This window comes from Blastopirellula retiformator (assembly GCF_007859755.1).
GTDB classification, from domain to species: Bacteria; Planctomycetota; Planctomycetia; order Pirellulales; family Pirellulaceae; genus Blastopirellula; species Blastopirellula retiformator.
Window position 1 is genome coordinate 419,243 of sequence record NZ_SJPF01000005.1, and the last position, 16,935, is coordinate 436,177.

Annotated in this window: 11 protein-coding genes; 9 read left to right on the forward strand and 2 right to left on the reverse strand. The window is 59.0% G+C overall.

The features are described 5' to 3' along the window. Position 1: 1 nt before the first annotated feature. A complete protein-coding gene (locus tag Enr8_RS21850) occupies positions 2-745 on the reverse strand; it encodes a sigma-70 family RNA polymerase sigma factor (protein WP_246120200.1) in 744 nt (247 codons plus the stop codon). Between the two features lie 14 nt (positions 746-759). Between Enr8_RS21850 and Enr8_RS21855 the strand changes: the two genes are divergently transcribed. Continuing rightward, positions 760-2,175, forward strand: coding sequence for a hypothetical protein (locus tag Enr8_RS21855; protein ID WP_146435777.1), 1,416 nt, complete (start codon positions 760-762; stop codon positions 2,173-2,175). A 4-nt stretch (positions 2,176-2,179) separates the two neighbouring features. Here the strand turns inward: Enr8_RS21855 and tsaB are convergent, their stop codons facing one another. Next, on the reverse strand, positions 2,180-2,857 hold the full coding sequence (gene tsaB, locus Enr8_RS21860) for a tRNA (adenosine(37)-N6)-threonylcarbamoyltransferase complex dimerization subunit type 1 TsaB (RefSeq protein WP_146435779.1): 678 nt from the start codon (positions 2,855-2,857) through the stop codon (positions 2,180-2,182). Positions 2,858-3,061: 204 nt separating this feature from the next. On the opposite strand from tsaB, the gene Enr8_RS21865 reads away from it, so the two are divergent. The 8 genes from Enr8_RS21865 to Enr8_RS21900 all read left to right on the forward strand — a co-directional run bounded on the left by Enr8_RS21865 (position 3,062) and on the right by Enr8_RS21900 (position 16,927). Further along, entirely contained in the window at positions 3,062-3,814 is a 753-nt protein-coding gene (locus tag Enr8_RS21865) for a metallophosphoesterase family protein (protein WP_146435781.1), read from the forward strand. A 44-nt stretch (positions 3,815-3,858) separates the two neighbouring features. Next, a complete protein-coding gene (locus Enr8_RS21870; RefSeq protein ID WP_146435784.1) occupies positions 3,859-4,611 on the forward strand; it encodes a metallophosphoesterase family protein in 753 nt (250 codons plus the stop codon). A 209-nt stretch (positions 4,612-4,820) separates the two neighbouring features. After that, positions 4,821-7,154, forward strand: a complete 2,334-nt coding sequence (yidC, locus tag Enr8_RS21875; protein WP_146435786.1) for a membrane protein insertase YidC — start codon at positions 4,821-4,823, stop codon at positions 7,152-7,154. A gap of 25 nt (positions 7,155-7,179) precedes the next feature. After that, positions 7,180-8,517 (forward strand): tRNA modification GTPase, encoded by a 1,338-nt coding sequence (locus Enr8_RS21880; RefSeq protein WP_146435788.1) that lies wholly within the window; start codon positions 7,180-7,182, stop codon positions 8,515-8,517. 316 nt (positions 8,518-8,833) lie between these two features. Continuing rightward, positions 8,834-10,162 carry a Gfo/Idh/MocA family protein gene (locus tag Enr8_RS21885; RefSeq protein ID WP_222434923.1) on the forward strand — a complete coding sequence of 443 codons (1,329 nt, stop codon included), beginning with the start codon at positions 8,834-8,836 and terminating at the stop codon, positions 10,160-10,162. A gap of 179 nt (positions 10,163-10,341) precedes the next feature. Further along, entirely contained in the window at positions 10,342-11,004 is a 663-nt protein-coding gene (locus tag Enr8_RS21890) for an RNA polymerase sigma factor (protein ID WP_186767791.1), read from the forward strand. Beyond that, positions 10,997-15,649 carry a PQQ-like beta-propeller repeat protein gene (locus Enr8_RS21895; RefSeq protein ID WP_146435792.1) on the forward strand — a complete coding sequence of 1,551 codons (4,653 nt, stop codon included), beginning with the start codon at positions 10,997-10,999 and terminating at the stop codon, positions 15,647-15,649. The genes Enr8_RS21890 and Enr8_RS21895 overlap by 8 nt, the downstream gene beginning before the upstream one ends. A gap of 117 nt (positions 15,650-15,766) precedes the next feature. Next, positions 15,767-16,927 (forward strand): prenyltransferase/squalene oxidase repeat-containing protein, encoded by a 1,161-nt coding sequence (locus Enr8_RS21900; RefSeq protein WP_186767792.1) that lies wholly within the window; start codon positions 15,767-15,769, stop codon positions 16,925-16,927. Positions 16,928-16,935: the final 8 nt, after the last annotated feature.

A 16,935-nucleotide genomic window follows, 5' to 3' on the forward strand; every position in this document is an offset into this window, starting at 1 on the left:
GTCATGTACCTTGCATGTGTGGATCTAGCAAGGTCTTGAGTGCCTGGCGGGCACGATGAAGTCGCGTTTTGACGGCGCCTGTCGTCAGTTCCAGAGCTTCCGCCGTTTCTTCCGTACTCATCTGTTCGATGTCGCGCAGAAGTAGAACGGTTCGGTAAGATTCTGGCAATTCGGAAATCTTCGTTCGGACAAGTTCCCGAATCTCGCGGTCATTAACGGCGGTATCAATAGTAACCGCCCAAGCGGGTTCATGACCATCGCGATGTCCGTTCCCCACAAATTGAGGCAACAAATCATCAATCGGCTTTTCCGGCTTCCGGCGCCGCGTTCGCAGCTTCATCAGCGACGCGTTGACCACGATCCGGTGGAGCCAGGTCGAGAGCTGCGAGTTGCCCTCGAATCGCTCAATCGACCGAAATGCTGACAGGAACGCATCTTGCAACGCGTCTTGAGCGTCCTGTTCTTGGGTCAAAAAACGACGGGCCACCGCGAGCATTCGCCCACTGTAGTCTCGTACCAAACGCTCGAAAGCGGTCGGATCGCCCGACTTGAGGCCCTGTACCAACTCCGCTTCGGTGACGAAGGGATCGGCGAGTGGACGTTGAAAACTTTCCATATCAACAAAATACCAGAATAAGAAATTGCCGTCCATTCGACGTAGTAAGGTAGGATTTTCCCAAGCTGGGCCATTGAATCCTCGCCGCACCAACGAAACGATCAGATAGGTGGGCGATGGCAATTGCATCAAAGGGGATTGAGATGTCAAAACTGACCGTTTGCGTACTCCTCGTCTTGGCGGCGAGCGTACCCGCCTCACTGCAGGCTGGCTCGCTGCGCGTCGCCTTCGGCCAGGTCGATATCACCCCCGAACTGAAAGGCCGGCCCGTCTTTTTGGCGGGCTACGGCTATAACCGCCGCGCTACCGGCGTCCACGATCCAATCATGGCCCGGGCGGTGCTGCTGGACGACGGTCAGCGGAAGATCGCCATCATCGGCGCCGACCTGATCGGCGTCGCACTGCCGGATGTCGAGCGCATACGGGAAAACCTGCCCGGCGTCGATTATGCGATTCTCGCCAGTAGCCACAGTCATGAGGGGCCCGATGTGATCGGCATCTGGGGGCCCAATCCGTTTACCCGCGGCGTCCATGACGACTACGTCACGCTGGTCGTCGATCGGATCAGCCAAATGGTGGCGTCGCTCGAAGGCAAGCTGCAGCCGGCCACGGTCAAGTTCGGCACGGCCCAGGATGAGAAACTACTTCGCGACAGTCGCTTGCCGATCGTCTATGACCCGGTGCTGCGAGCGCTTCGTTTCCAATCGCCAGAAACCGGGGCCGACATCGGGTTGCTAGTTCAATGGAACTCGCACCCCGAGGCGATGGGCCCGAAGAACACGCTGCTGACCGGGGACTTTCCGGCCACGACCGTTGCGGAACTGGAAAAGATGTATCACTGCCCGGTCGTCTACGTCTCAGGTGCGGTCGGCGGTCTTATGGCCCCGCCGCGTGGGCTGTTTTATGACGCTCAAGGCAATGAGCTGAAAGAAGGAGATTTCGCCTATTGTGAAGCGTATGGTCGAGCGGTCGCGCACCTGGCCGAAGCGGCGATCGACTCGGCGACGCCGATCATAGTCACGCCATTTCGCGTCGCGGCGAAGCGGGTGTTGATTCCGGTCGAAAATCCGCTCTACCGCGTGGCTCGCAAGTTGGGCATCGTCAAACGCCCCGTCTTCGAGCTGGCGGATGATTTTGAAACGTTTGGTCGTCAAGCGACGATGGAGTTTCGTCCCGAAGAAGCGGGCGTCAAATCGGAAGTCGCCGTCGCACAGCTAGGACAGCTGCGAATCGCCTGTATCCCCGGCGAACTTTACCCAGAGTTGGTATACGGCGAGTTCCAGGACCCGATCGAGTCGAACGTCGACTTCGCCGACTCGCCCCGCGAACCGACCGCCGCGTCGGTGCTAGGGGACGACAAGTGGATGTTGTTTGGCCTAGCCAATGACGAAGTCGGCTACATCATCCCGAAGAGCCAGTGGGACTCGAAAGCCCCGTATGCGTACGACCGCGAAGATCGTCAATATGGCGAGATCAATAGTTGCGGTCCCGACGTCGCCCCAATCGTGATGGAAGCGCTGCGGCGATGTGTGGTGGAGTTGGATGGGGAAGGGAAGTAGCGGCCTACGTCTTCTCTTCCAACTTCTCTTCGGCGGCGCTTTTGCGATAGTACTGCGGCGATAAATTCCAGTGATCGCCGCGAGCGCCGGCCTGATAGTCAGCCCAGGCCAACTGTCCGACGGTCGCCGCCATCGGCCGCCAGCAAGTTGCGGGCAGTACGCTGACGCCGGACGGGATTTCGTCCTGTAGCTTGGTAAGAGCGGTTCCACTGACGTGGTCGCCTGGGGCTAGAGCAGCGAGCCAAGCGTCAATCTCGACGATTCCGATCTTGCTGTTGATCTTCCAAACGCCGTTCGCACGTTGATATTTGGCGGCGAACAGCTCTTGCCGCTGCGCGTCGAGCAGGGTTTGAACCGCGTCGACCTGGTCAGGCGATTGAGCGGCGATGACGCGAAGCGTATCGATGCCAAGGACTTCGGCGCCTGCGACATAGGCGAGCGCTTTGGCGGTAGCGACGCCAATTCGCAAGCCAGTGAAGGAGCCGGGGCCGTGCGAGACGGCGATCAGCCCGATCTCGGCCGGTTTCCAGCCGAGATCGCGAAACGCCGCTTCCAGGGCCGGCGTAATCGCGGCGGCAGTGCGAAGCGCTGGGTCAAGTTCTACCTGTCGCAACAGTTTTCCCCCCTCCAGCAAGGCAAAGGAGGATTGGCGGAGCGAGGTCTCAAGTGCCAGCAGCTTCATGGCGATGTATGATTGGGGGCGTGCGTAACTGGACGAGGGCGTTGTTCCTGCTTGACCTAGGTCTTTATCCTACCTAAACTTCGGGGCTAGGTCTGCAATCGCGACGCCTTATAGGCTACCATTGATGCAACGCTCCGGTAGGGGAGCCCCGTTCGAGAGCAGTTCCGAAAATACCCTCCCTAGGCAAACGAAAGGTAGTCAGGCTTGAAACGAGCGCTGATTAGCGACATTCATGGCAATCTAGAAGCGCTGACCGCGGTTCTAGATGACATTCGACAGCAGGGTATCACCGAGATCTACTGCCTGGGGGATGTTATCGGCTACGGACCGAACCCGGTCGATTGCTTGGATCTTGTTCGTCGCAAATGCACCATGTGCCTTCTGGGCAACCACGACCAAGCGGCCCTGTTTGATCCGGACGGCTTTAATCCGGTCGCGTTTCGCGCGATTCTGTGGACCCGCGATCAAATTGACAATTCCACCGGCGGCGCCAATTTGGTCAACGAACGGTGGGATTTTCTGGGTGAGCTGCCGCGAACCCACATGGAGCCGACGCGGCTGTTTGTGCATGGTTCGCCGCGTGACCCCACCAACGAATACGTCTTTCCGGAAGATGTCTATAATCAACGGAAGATGGAGAACCTGTTCGACCGGCTCGATCAGTTCTGCTTCCAGGGGCACACGCACATTCCTGGGATCTTCACGCCGAGTCTCGAGTTTTTCGGCCCTGACGAATGCGACAACGTCTATCGTCTGGGAGACGAAAAGGCGATGTTCAACGTCGGCAGCGTCGGTCAGCCGCGCGACGGCGATCCCCGCTCGTGCTACGTGATCCTGACCGAAGAGTCGGTGATGTATCGTCGCGTTGAATACGACTTCAACGTCACCGCGAAGAAGATCTACGATATTCCGGACCTCGACAACATGTTGGGCGACCGGTTGAAAGAAGGCAGATAGGATTCTGCCTCGCCACATGCCGCTAGCCTGATGAGACGACTTCGATGAAACGCGCGATCGTCAGCGACATCCATGGAAATCTCGAAGCGCTGACGGCAGTTCTGACCGATATCGCGTCGATCGGCGTCACCCAGATTTACTGTCTGGGGGACATCATCGGGTACGGACCCAATCCGCGCGAATGCGTCGATGCCGCACGCAAGTTCGACTTTTGCATCCTCGGCAACCACGATCAGGCCGCTCTGTTTGATCCCGAAGGCTTCAGTCAGGGGGCCGAACGGGCGATCTTTTGGACCCGCGAACAGCTTGAGACCGGCGGTGACACCGATCCAGAAGTCGCCAATCGCTGGAAATTTCTGTGTGAATTGCCGCGAACCCGGATTGAAGAAGACTGGATGTACGTACATGGTTCGGCCCGTAACCCGCTGAACGAGTACGTTTTCCCGGAGGATGTCTACAACAGCCGCAAGCTGGAGCGGATTTTCTCGATAATTCCGAAGTATTGTCTGCAGGGGCATACCCATGTTCCCGGCGTGTTTGCCGACGACTTCACCTTCGTTGCGTCGTCCGATCTGCCGGAAGGCCGCTATCAGCTGGGGCAGCGGAAACTGATGGTTAACGTCGGCAGCGTCGGTCAGCCGCGCGACGGGGACCCCCGCAGCAGCTATGTCGTGCTGCATGACGACGAAGTCGAATTTCGCCGGGTTCCGTATGATTTTCACGTCACCGCGGGAAAGATTCGGGAAATCGACAGTCTCGACAACACGCAGGCCGACCGTCTATCGGACGGGCGTTAAATCCGCGATAATCGGCCTATTCTCGCTAGCAGCGGCTTCCCTTTTTTTCTGGGCCCCAATTAGGCGAAATAGACGTATCGGACTATTTCTCGATTTGCGCGGCATGGTTGCAAGATTCGCCCATGCCATGAGAATACTTCCTAATAGGCTTTGATCACGCGCTCCCAGCAGGGGCGCACCCAATCTTTCGTCCAGCAGGGTTTGTAGTTGTGGAACGTCGTGTAATCGCGTTTTGTCTTATCGCCGCCGCGATGTTCATGACGATGAGCTTGCTGAGCCGCAACAAAGATGCGGACCAGGAGAAGCCGGACGCCGAGGTCGCCCAAAACGACGATCCGCCGAAAGCGGACGAAAACAGCAAAGATCCCGAGATCAAGCCGGCCGACGACCAGGACGATCCGGTCGAAGAAAAGGTCCAGCCGCGCACGTTTGTGACGCTCGGTTCGGTCGATTCGAGTCAGGCCGACATGCTGGTGACGTTCGACTCCCGCGGCGGCGCCGTGACCCGGATCGAACTGCCGGCCGACAAGTTTCATAGTCTCGAAGATCGCCGGATCGGCGGCTACTTAGGTTGGCTGATGCCATTTGACGCCGCCGCCGGATGTGAAATCCGCGTTGTCGGACCTGGCACGCCGGCCGCGATGGCGACCCCCAAAGACTCCGCATCAGGCGTTGGCCTGAAGGTGGGCGACATCATCAAGAGCCTGGCTGGCGAGGAAGTGGTCGACGTCGAGTCGTATCTTGCTGCCCTCGAGCAGACCAAGCCGGGGGACGAGATTCAACTGGTCGTCGAACGCAAAGGCGCCGACGCCGTTTCGCTGTTGGACTACACCGCCCAGCTGACCGAAATTCCGCTGGAAGTGATTAAGCCGGAGACGTCGGAAGTGGTCGACGAACTGACCGGCCTGACGCGGTCGATCGAACATCCTTCCGCCTATTTAACGTCGTTGGCCCGGATCAACGGTTCGATCATTCCGGTCGAAGGCAAGATGGTTAGCGACATGCCGCTGGTTGAAAAGAACTGGCGTCTGGTTGAAAGCGACGATCCGACGATCGTACAGTTTGAAACGCTCGTGACGCCGGAAGACTTGCCGCAAGGCGTTCGCTTCGCTCGCTTGCGACTGGTGAAGACCTACGAACTGCCAAAGCGTCCCGAAGCGGGCGCCGCCGACGAGAACTACAATCCGTACGGTCTGAAGTTCAAGCTGCAGGTCTTCAACGATGGCGAAGAAGCGGTCGACGCGGCGTTCCGCCAGTATGGCGCCACGGGACTGCCGACCGAAGGTTGGTGGTACAGCAACAAGATCTCGCGTGGTTGGGGTGGCGCTGGATTGCGTGACGTGGTTTGGGAAGACTCCCGCAACGCGTACGAGATGTTTACCGTCGCCAGCATCGTCTCGGAATACGAAGACAAAGAGGGCGATCGCCAGGTGTCGATGTTCAAAGTCGACGATCAGGTCAAAGCGAAGTTTGCTGGCGTCGACGCCGTTTACTTCGCATCAGCGATGGTCTTCATGGATCCGCAGGCCGGGCCTCCGCTGTCGCGCGGCGCCGCGTTTGTGGCGGCGGCGGTCAGCGATGTGATGAAGCAGAAAACCGACTGCACCTATCGCTTGGATGGGGCGGCAACCACGATTCTGCCGGGCGACCAACCGTTTGAGATGTCGTGCGTCATCTTCTCGGGCCCGAAGCAGAGCGAACTGCTGGCTCACTACGGCATGGAAAAGCTCGAGTACTTCGGCTGGTTCCACTATGTGTCGAGCGCCCTACTCGGCGTGCTCCACTTCATGCACGATTACCTGTACATCCCGTATGGCCTGGGGATTATCTTCCTGACCTTGATGGTTCGCTCGGCCTTGTTCCCGCTCAGCCGCAAACAGGCCCGCAACATGCTGATCCAACAGCAGCTTGCGCCAGAGATGAAGCGGATCAGCGAGATGTACAAAGACGATCCGATCAAGCAGCGTCAGGCCCAGCAAGAGCTGTTTACCAAGTACAACTTCAATCCGCTCGGCGGTTGCGGCGTCATGTTCCTGCAGTTGCCGATCTTCCTGGGGCTGTACCGGGCATTGGCGGTTGATATCCAACTGCGTCAGGCTCCGTTCATTCCGGGCATCCAATGGTGCTCGAACCTGGCGGCGCCGGACCAATTCTGGTACTGGGACGGCGTGTTGCCGGACTTCATGACGAGCGTTCCTTCCAGCAGCTTCCCGACCAGTTTCCTGTTCCTGGGGCCGTATCTCAACATCCTGCCGCTAGTGACGATCGTATTGTTCCTGGTGCAGCAAAAGATGTTCATGCCGCCGGCGGTCGACGAGCAGCAAAAGATGCAGCAGCAGATGATGACCTACATGATGGTCTTCATCGGTTTCATGTTCTTCCGCGTGCCGTCGGGGTTGTGCATCTACTTCATCACGCAAAGCGTCTGGGGCATCGTCGAACGGAAACTGATTCCGAAACCGAAGCTGCCCGATATGCCGCAAACGATCGAAGCGACTTCGATCCCGAAGAAGCCGAAGAAACGTCCGCCGGGCAAGAAGTAGTCTCTAGCGATTGCGACACGCATTTATGTCGGCCGCATTGGAAGACGCCATCGTGGCGATCGGCAGCGGAGCCAACGGCGCGCTGCGGGGAGTTGTACGCATCAGCGGCGACAATGCCTTTGATTGTGTGCGGACTTGGATCGAACTTCAGGATCCGCCAGCTGCGTTCGGTAGCGCCGCCGCGTTATCGGCGGCGACGGCCATTATCGCGGATCGTCGCTTGGCGTGTGATCTCTACTACTGGCCCAATCAGCGCAGCTATACCCGGCAACCTTCGATCGAGATCCATACGATCGGCTCGCGTCCGTTGCTAGAGGAGATGGTTGCCGCCGCCTGTCGCCATGGGGCGCGGATGGCCGAGCCGGGCGAGTTCACCCTGCGGGCATTTCTTGCCGGGCGACTCGATTTAACCCAGGCCGAAGCGGTATTAGGCGTGATCGACGCCGAAGGAGATGCCCGGTTGAAGCAGTCGCTCGCGCAGCTGGCTGGCGGACTGTCGACGCCGCTTGCCGATGCCCGGACCAAACTGCTGGAGCTGCTCGCTCACCTGGAAGCAGGCCTCGATTTTGTGGAAGAAGATATTGAGTTTATCTCTACCGAAGCTTTGTGCGGGCAACTGCAGGAGGCCCGCGACTGCGTGGACCATGCTCTCGCTCAGTTGACCGATCGCGACGCCGGCGACGAAATGATTCGCGTCGTTTTCTGTGGCGCTCCGAACGTCGGCAAGAGTAGTCTGTTCAACGCGATTGTTGGCGAAGAGGCGGCCATCGTGGCAGACCTGGCCGGCACAACCCGGGACGCGCTCGTTTGCTCGGTGACGATCGGCGGCCGGCAGATCGCGCTGATTGATACGGCGGGCCAAGAGGAAGTGGTCGCGGGGCCGCTGCAGTCGGCACAAAGACTCGGCAGTCAGCAAATCGAGCGGGCCGATCTGCGGATTGTTTGTTGGGACGCCACGCGAGAGCCGACCGCCGCGGAGAAAAATTTGTGGGAGCGATCGCCGGCAGACCGGCGGCTGTTGGTTTACACCAAGTGGGATCTCACGACCGGATCCAGCGTGCTGGGCGTGCCAACTAGCTCGACTACGGGGGAGGGGATCGATCGGCTTCGCCGCCTGATTGGTGAGAAGCTGGCTGAGCTGCCCGAAACCGAGGACGCGACCGCGGCCCGTTGTCGGGCGAGTCTCGGGCAGGCGTCCGGTTCGCTCTCGGCGGCGTTAACCGCTGCTGACAGCGGTTTAGGGGAAGAGTTGGTTGCCGTCGAAATTCGGATGGCGCTCGCCGAGCTGGGCCGCGTGGTCGGAGCGATCGCGACGGATGACATTCTGGACGTCATTTTCAGCCGGTTTTGCATCGGCAAATAAATTTCCATTTTGAGAATCTTTGCGTGGCTAGACGCACCCGAAGAAGGGGCCGGAAAAACCGGCTGATTCTCCACGATTAGTTGAGGAATTTTACCGGATTGGCGGTTTTGCTGAATTGCAGAACTTTCGCCTAACGGGTATCGTAGATCAATACGGTGGTAAATTGTGCGCACCAACGGGCGGCTTGATGAAGCTATTTCCGTCAAAGCACGTTCCACCCACCTCTCTTTGAACCACATCGATCGCGCACCTATTTAGCGCAACCTGCCTCATCGTTTGTGGTTGATGTTGACCACCGGATTAGGAGCTAACCTCAATGACAATGAATAACAACCGTCGTAACTTTTTGAAGATTTCGGCGGCTGCTGGCGTCGGCTATTGGGCGTCGAACATGCAAGCGGCGGAAACCAAGTCGCCGAACGAAAAAATCAACTTCGCTTGCATTGGCGTGCAGGGCAAAGGCTCGAGCGATTCTCGTGACGCCAGCCGCGCCGGCAACATCGTCGGTATCTGCGACATCGACGACAACAACCTGGAAAAGGCGGGTCGTGAGTTCAAGGGCGCCAAAAAGTACAACGACTTCCGCAAGATGCTGGACGAAATGGACAAGGAAATCGACGCGGTGACGGTCAGCACGCCCGACCATTGCCACGCGGTCGTCGCCGCCGACGCCATGAAGCGCGGTAAGCACTGCTTCGCCCAAAAGCCGCTGACGCACAGCATTTGGGAAGCTCGCCGCTTGGGCGAAATCGCCAAAGAAAACAAAGTCGTTACCCAGATGGGTAACCAAGGTACGTCGCACGCTGGTCTGCGTCGCGCCGTCGAAGTGATCCAATCGGGCGCCATCGGCGACGTGAAGGAAGTTCACGTTTGGACGAATCGTCCGATCTGGCCGCAAGGTCAAGGTTACGACGCCGCCGAACCGACCCCGAAGACGGTCCACTGGGACAACTTCATCGGCCCGGCCGAGATGATCGAGTACCGCCCGAACATTCACCCGTTCAAGTGGCGCGGTTACTGGGAATTCGGCACCGGCGCCCTCGGCGACATGGCCTGTCATACGGTCAACATGCCGTACATGGCGCTCAAGCTGCGTGACCCGGTCTCGGTCGAAGCGGTCACCTCGGGCCACAACGGCATCACCTATCCAAAATGGTCGACGATCACCTTCGACTTCCCGGAACTGGATGGTCGTCCGGCGCTTAATCTGTACTGGTACGACGGCGGTAAAATGCCTGACAACGCGCTGCTGGACGGCGTGCCGCGCAACGGCGACGGCAAAGTGGCCGATAGCGGTTGCTTGGTGGTGGGCTCCAAGGGGCGTCTGTACTCGTCGAGCGACTACGGCGCCAGCTTCCAACTGTTGCCGGAAGACGCCTACAAGGATTACGAAGGACCGGCCGAATCGATTCCGCGTTCGCCGGGTCACTTCAAGGAATTCGCCGAAGGCATCAAGGGCGGTCCTGAACCGATGTCAAACTTCCCCAACTACGCTGGCCCGTTGACCGAGACGATCCTGCTCGGCAACCTGTCGGTTTGGGCGGGTAAGAAGATCGAATGGGACGCCAAGAACATGGTCGCCAAGAATGCTCCGGAAGTTGCGGATATCATCCATCCGAAGTATCGCGAAGGTTACTCGCTGTAAGGCGCGTCCGTCGCAAAAGGTAAGAATTAGGGAGGAGAGTCGCTCTGGTAGCGACTCTCCTCTTTTTTATGCGCCTCTGCTCATTGATTGACGGATTGTTTGCATCTTTCTGCGGTTTTGCGATAACATGGAATCTGTCGTCTTCCTACCGCATCTTCCTTCTGCCCACCACCATCGACATGCCGCCTGGCCAGCCGACAACTTACCTGCCTGAAGCGGCGACGTTGCCGTTTGACCTGCGGGCTGCGACTGAGCAGAACGTTTGCGACGATCGTCAACGCGTCGCGGCTGATGACGACGCATTGTTGATGGACGCGATCAAAGCGCAAGACCGCGAAGCGTTCGCGGCGTTCGTTTCGCGGCAGCAAGGCTTCGTGTTCGGTTACTTGCGTTCACGAATGCTTGAACCGTCCGACGCCGAGGATCTTTGCCAGGAAGTCTTCTTGCGGTGCTTCATCGGCAAGGTTCGCTTTCCTGAAAACGTGCCGGTTCGTCCGTGGCTGTTGGGCGTCGCTCGCAACGTGCTTCGCGAACATGTGCGCAAGGTAAACCGTCGTAAGGAAGTCGCTTGGACCGAACTCTGCCTAGAAATCGACGCGCTTGCCGAGAACAACCATGACGACTACTCGGCCGTACAAGGCTTCTTGAAACAATGCCTCGACTCGCTCGGCAAGAGCGCACGCGACGCGCTCGATATGCACTACTACGCACAGATGAAAATGTCGGCGATTGGCGCTAAGCTGCGGCGAAGCGAAGGGGCCGTTAAACTGCTCGTCTTTCGCGCTCGCCAAGCGCTGAAGAACTGCATCACGCGAAAGATCCACGTCAGCGCCGATGACTAACGAAGAACTGATCGAGCTGGTTCAGTCGCATACGCCGGCCGAACTGAAGCTTGAAGAGATTGAACTGCTGCGCCAGCGGATCGCCGAGTCGTCTGAACTGCGCCGGGTGCTGATCGACCAACTGCAGATGGAGCACTACCTGAGCGACGCGCTCGGACGCATCGGCTTCTCCGCCGAGACGCTGCTCGAGAAGTTTGACCGAGATCAACGCCGCCACCGTACGGCGCGGGCGATCTGGGGCGTGTTGGCGTTGCTTGTTCTCGCCTCGGCAGCCGCGGTGATTTACTCTCTGCAGCCAGATCGCAAGGTCGCCGAAGCGGAGATCGAACCCGCGCCACCGGAATCCGCTCAGCCGTCGAAACCAGATCCGGCTCAGCCGGCGCCAGAGCCGACCGGCACGCCAGACGCTGCCGAAAGCGGCGGCGACCCCGCCATGCCAGCTGAGGCAAGCCAGACCGACAGCGGAGACCCAGACGCGGCGCCGAAACGTGGACCATGGGACGTATCACTAGAACGTCCGCCGGTTCGCTTTGCCGAGGCGTGGTATCACGACTTTGATCCTGCTCGGGAAGCGCCGACGCAAGACTCGCTTCGTCAGTGGTTCACACCGTTGGAAAAGCAGGGTGGAAAGTTCGAGACGCAAAAGCATCACAACACGGTGCGAACTGGAATGTTCGGCGCGTTTCGCCTGAACGCTCCCTGGCCCAAGCAAGCCGCGCTGCGGTTGTCGGTGTGGGATGCCGAGCAATATGCGATTCACTTCATGAATGGCGACCAAGGGATTTCGCTGGTTCACCACAACCGCGACTTCGATCCTTGGAATGCTTACGTCGTCACGCGTTCGGCTGGCCAAGAGAACGTCGAAACCTACGCGCTGGCCGCCAACGATAACTATGCAGACCGGCGCTCCGATTTGTACCAGGCGCCCATCACGTGGTACTACTATGACGAGTCGCAGCAAGAGATCGTGTTGTTTCGGGGAGAAGTTGAACTGTTGCGGGCGCCTTTGGCCGGGCCGCCGACCGAAGTGATCTTCGAAGGGCGAGCCTGGCTCCGCGGTCTCGATTTTCAACGGCTTAGCGAGCTTCCGCCGACCAACCGAATCGAACTGCCGGTCGTCGCCGAAATCGATCGACCCGCCGATCTCAACTGGACCGAACGCCTGCCCGAAGACGGCGTAACCTTTCAGAAGTTGGTCGACGGCGCCGTCGAGCTGGTCGCCGAAAAAGGGGAGGGGTTCATCACCGCGCCGATCCCTGGCGAAGGAATTCGCGTCGTCGATATGCTGCTTGAGAATGTCGAAGTCGGCAGTTCCATCTTTCTCGCTTTTCGCACCAACCCTGATGAAGAGACTCCGCGTTACGATCCAGGCCTGGCGATCCCGTTTGGCTATAACCGCGGCACGAAGCAAGTGTTTCCCTTCTTCTCTTGGTGGGGAGACGATGGTCGCAAGGATGATCGCAAACCGCAGCAACTGCCAATCGCCGACGTTGCGCCGCCCTTTTGGATTCGGATCTTGGCCTGCGACGGCCAGGCTCGCTTTTGGCTGAGCGCCGATGGTCGGAACTGGGCGATTTATCCCGCTGGCGTTGGCGGCATCGAACGCGAGATGACCCAGTTCGGCATCTCCGTGAAAGCGGGCGGAGACAAGCCGCGTAAGACGCGCCTGCGAAAAGTGATCGTTCGCCGCGTCGACGTCTTGCCAGAATTGGTTTCTAGCGACAAGCTGGCGGCGGCGCCAACCGCTGTCCGGCATTCGATCGACTGGATTGCCAAGACGATCGCCATTCGCCCCGCCGACGTACCGGTAGAGCAATGGATGGCTGCCGCGGCCGAAAACGCCATCGTCGCCGGAACCGACAATCCCAACATCTTCAAGCAACTGGTCCCGCTGCTCGACGATCCTGCATCGCTCGAAACGACGATTGATCGACTCCGCAAGTTCGCGTACATCAACAAGAGTTGGCCAGCAGGCGGAACCGAAAAAGAGCTGTTCGAGTTTTACCGCGACTTTGCGGCCAGTCTGATCGGCCGCCAGTATGCCGACGGACGTACGTTCGACGTCGACGACATGCGCCGCACGATGTTGTCGCTGCCAATCGACATGCGCGATCGCGTGAATCTGGTCGATGAGGCCGCGATTCGCCGAGAGATGCTGCGGAGACTCGCCGAGCGCGACTGGAGCGGAGCGAGCGAGCTTTGCTTGCGGCAACGCAATTATTCGGGCCGTGACGACTATCGGATGCGCCGCGACTTTCAACTGCCGATGTGGGTTTACAACGCGGCGACGCGGGAAGGGAACGTGCGGCTCGAAGGGGAATGGCCTTCGATTGACGCTCGTTACCGTTCACCGCTGTTAGAAGAGTTGAGCAAAGACGCCTATAACGTCAGCGCCGATCTTTCGGCGGCGATCGACAGCAATGCGCTGGCGGATGCGTGCCGCATCATCAATGGCGTAAATTTGCATGGCGCCAGCGGACTGGCGCCTGATCGCGACGATCCCGATCTCTATTTCTCGCTGCCAGCTGCCATCACGATGGCGATGCGCCGTAACCCGCAGTTGTGCGAAGAGATGAATCAGAACTTCTCGGACGTCGCCCGGTTGCGGGCCAGTTCCGAGATTCACTCGGGCGACGTGGAAGCGGTCGAGTTGGTCACGTTGCAGTTTTACGGCACGCAGGCCGCGTCGGAGGCTCATTTGTGGCTCGGCGATCAAGCGCTTGCCGTTGGCCAAGTTGCCAGGGCAATCGCGCATTATCGTCAGGCCGGAAGCGAACATTCGACGATTGACCACTCGATGTTGTCGGCTCGGGTTGCCCTGGCCTCCGCGATGATCGGCGCCGTAGAAACGGAGCCGCTCTCGACATCGGTCGCCATTGGAGGCGAATCGCTGTCGGCCGATGCAATCAAGCAGTTTGGCGAGCAGCGTCGGTCATCCGCTTCCGAAAACTGGAACGCTGCTCGCGAAACGGCGATCGACGCGTCGACGCTCGATTTTTCTCCAACCCATCCCAAGATCAGCGATGGCGTTCGCTTGCAACTCGATTTCGGCGAAGGATCGCAAGATCGCGATAACCTCTACGCCTCGAAAGACGTCGACTGGGTCGCCGAGACGTTGGCGGCGACCGCAACCGAGAATCGCATTTTTCTGAACAACCGTTTTCAGATGTTTGAGTTCAAGCCAGAGTCAGGTGAGATTGGCTGGAAGACGGCGCGGATCGACAATCATCGTGCCCGAGCACACGACAAATGGCCGCTCACTTCGATGCGACCGGTTGTGGTGGGCGATCGCATCTTTGTGAGATTGCTCCACTCGAATCGCCCCGAGCTGTATTGCTTTGCTCGGTCCGACGGCAAAAAGATCTGGCGAGCCGAGAGCGAGATTCCGGTGCTCTCCGATCCGCTTTGGATTCAGGGGGAGTTGTTCGCCATTGTCGGTGAGGAGGACTCGCAAAATCTGTGGCAGATACAGCTTGCCCGCATCGATGCCGAGACAGGCGAGACCTTACGCAGGCATCCGCTGGTTCGCTTGCGTCAGTCCTGGGGTGAGCGTCATCTTTGCACAGCCGCCGTTGCCGGCGAAGTGATTGTCGTTGATTTGGGCGGGGCGGTGTTGGCCTGCGACCTATCGGGCGGCGTTCGTTGGGTCCGCAAGCAGACGTCGATTCCAACCACTGCCGACAGCGACTTGGTGCGTCAGCAGGAGATGACGCCGATTGTCGTTGGCAATCACGTGATTGTTCGCCAGGTCGGCGCTTTGTCGATCGATTGCATTGATATCGCGACCGGGCGACTTCTCTGGTCCCACTTCGCGCCTGACATGGAGCGAAGCGTGGGGCTCGCCGACGGGAAGTTCGTCTATTTGAATCGTCGCGAGGCGGTGGCGCTTGACGCCGACAACGGCGAGGTCGCTTGGAGTAACGCCGACGATTGGCAAATTTTCGGCGCCACGATTGCCGGGCCTTACCTGATCGAAGTCGCGGGAGAAGGGCGACACCACGGCAACAGCAAGGAGATCGTACCGTGGATTCGCTGGCTGTCGCTAGAGAGTGGCCAATGGGTCGCTGGGGCGCCGCTGTCGAAACTAACCGACAAAGATCCGCACCTTGGCAAGCTACTGGTTCATCCGCAGGGAACTTTCGTCAGCCATCGTAAAGAGGCGCGGGACTTGGACGTCCGGTTGCATCGGTTGGCGGCTGATGGCCAGCCGCTGCCGCTAGGCGAGTACCGCCAAGTGCCAGGCGCCAAAGAAATCTACCCGATATTCGCCGCCGCTTGGGCGGGGAAGTTTCCTGGATGGCGATTCGCGACCGCGGAAATCTCTGGCGGCCAAACCATCGTCGATCGCGAGGGCAAGCTCGGTTTCCAGTGCAATCTTCATCCAATCAACGAAACGACATGGATTCGTCCGGTTGGCGACGCAAAGTTGCTGGAGCTGACGGTCGATCGTCGCGAGGCGAAGCGAGCGATTCGCGCCGTCGTCCACTGCGGCCAGCAGTTGCTGCTCGACGGTCCGATGGACGAAGATGGGGATCTGGCGAAATTTTCGATCAACGTGCCCCCCAATCGTCAGGCCAACGAGTTGATCGAAATCTGTTTGACCGGCAGCGGTAAGATCTTGGTGCGGGATTTAACGATTCAGTAGCTCGGACAGGCAATTTTGGGCGAAACGGCCTGGTTGTCCGAATTTCCGCGTAACGTTTTACACGTCACCTTACATACCATGGAAAGAGGCGTTTTTCCTTGGATGTTGAGACCTGTCGTGCACCCCTTTTCGTTGCAAAACCGACCTTTCCCCGGATGGCTGCTAGCCGCGATTTGCGTGCTAATTCTGCCGCAAGCTGCACTTGCACAAGGGGAATGGGAACTGACGCCCGAGAGCGAAGCGGCGCTGGATCGCGGGCTCGACTGGTTAGCCAAAAACCAAGGCCCGAAAGGGAACTGGGAGTCGAACGACCTAGGCCTTGTCGCGATGGGGACGTTGGCGTTTCTCGCCGACGGCCATGCGCCCGGCCGGGGCAAATATGGCCGCACCGTCGAACGTGCGGTCGATTATCTGCTGACCAACGCCAAACCGTCCGGGCTACTCAATGTCGCCGACGCGCAGCGTGATATGTACAACCATGGGCTGGCGACATTCGTCCTGGGGCAGGCTCATGGGATGACCGGCGATCCGCGCATCAATTCGACGCTTGACCGGTCACTGAAGCTGATCGCCAATACGCAGTGCGAAGATGGCGGCTGGGACTATCGAGCCCGGCGGCAGGATCATGGTCACGACCTTAGCCTGGCCGTGATGCAGGCCAAAGCGCTGCGCAGCGCCGTCGACAGCGGTCTGGAAGTGCCGCCGGAGGTGATCCAGATGGCGATCGCCAGCGTTCGCGATCATTATGAACCGGAAGGGATCTCCCGAAACGCGCCCGAAACCGAACAGATGAAGCGTGCTGGTCAGTTCACTTACTCGCGCAACGGCGGCAAATCATCGACCGCCATGGCGGCCGCCGGGGTCGTTTGTCTGCAAGAGTTTGGTCAGTACGACGATTGGCGGATTCGCAAGAACATGGACATCATCAACGCCAAGATCGAAGAAGTCAAAGGTCGTGAGGAGCGACACAACGGCAAGCTGCCATTTGACGCTTACACGTTGTACTACGTCGGTCAAGCGTTGTATCAGGTTGGCGGCGACGACTGGAAGAGATCGTACCCGATTCTGCGCGACCAAGTGGTCGCCAGTCAGGTGATTCGGCCTGACAGTCCCCGCGACCATGGCAAGTGGAGCGCTGGCGCTCACTTGGGCGGCATGCCCAGCGAACTGTACGGCACGGCCGTCGGTTGCTTTATTCTGGCGATGCCTAATCGCTATCTGCCGATCTTGCAGGAAGGCCGCATTGAAGGTCTCTCCCAGCAGTTTAACTCGAACTAACGCCGCCT

Coding starts and splice junctions, on each gene's coding strand:
- Enr8_RS21870 (WP_146435784.1), top strand. CDS start 3,859: ATGAAACGCGCGATCGTCAGCGACATCCATGGAAATCTCGAAGCGCTG.
- Enr8_RS21890 (WP_186767791.1), top strand. CDS start 10,342: ATGCCGCCTGGCCAGCCGACAACTTACCTGCCTGAAGCGGCGACGTTG.
- Enr8_RS21880 (WP_146435788.1), top strand. CDS start 7,180: ATGTCGGCCGCATTGGAAGACGCCATCGTGGCGATCGGCAGCGGAGCC.
- tsaB (WP_146435779.1), bottom strand. CDS start 2,857: ATGAAGCTGCTGGCACTTGAGACCTCGCTCCGCCAATCCTCCTTTGCC.
- Enr8_RS21895 (WP_146435792.1), top strand. CDS start 10,997: ATGACTAACGAAGAACTGATCGAGCTGGTTCAGTCGCATACGCCGGCC.
- Enr8_RS21855 (WP_146435777.1), top strand. CDS start 760: ATGTCAAAACTGACCGTTTGCGTACTCCTCGTCTTGGCGGCGAGCGTA.
- Enr8_RS21885 (WP_222434923.1), top strand. CDS start 8,834: ATGACAATGAATAACAACCGTCGTAACTTTTTGAAGATTTCGGCGGCT.
- Enr8_RS21850 (WP_246120200.1), bottom strand. CDS start 745: ATGCAATTGCCATCGCCCACCTATCTGATCGTTTCGTTGGTGCGGCGA.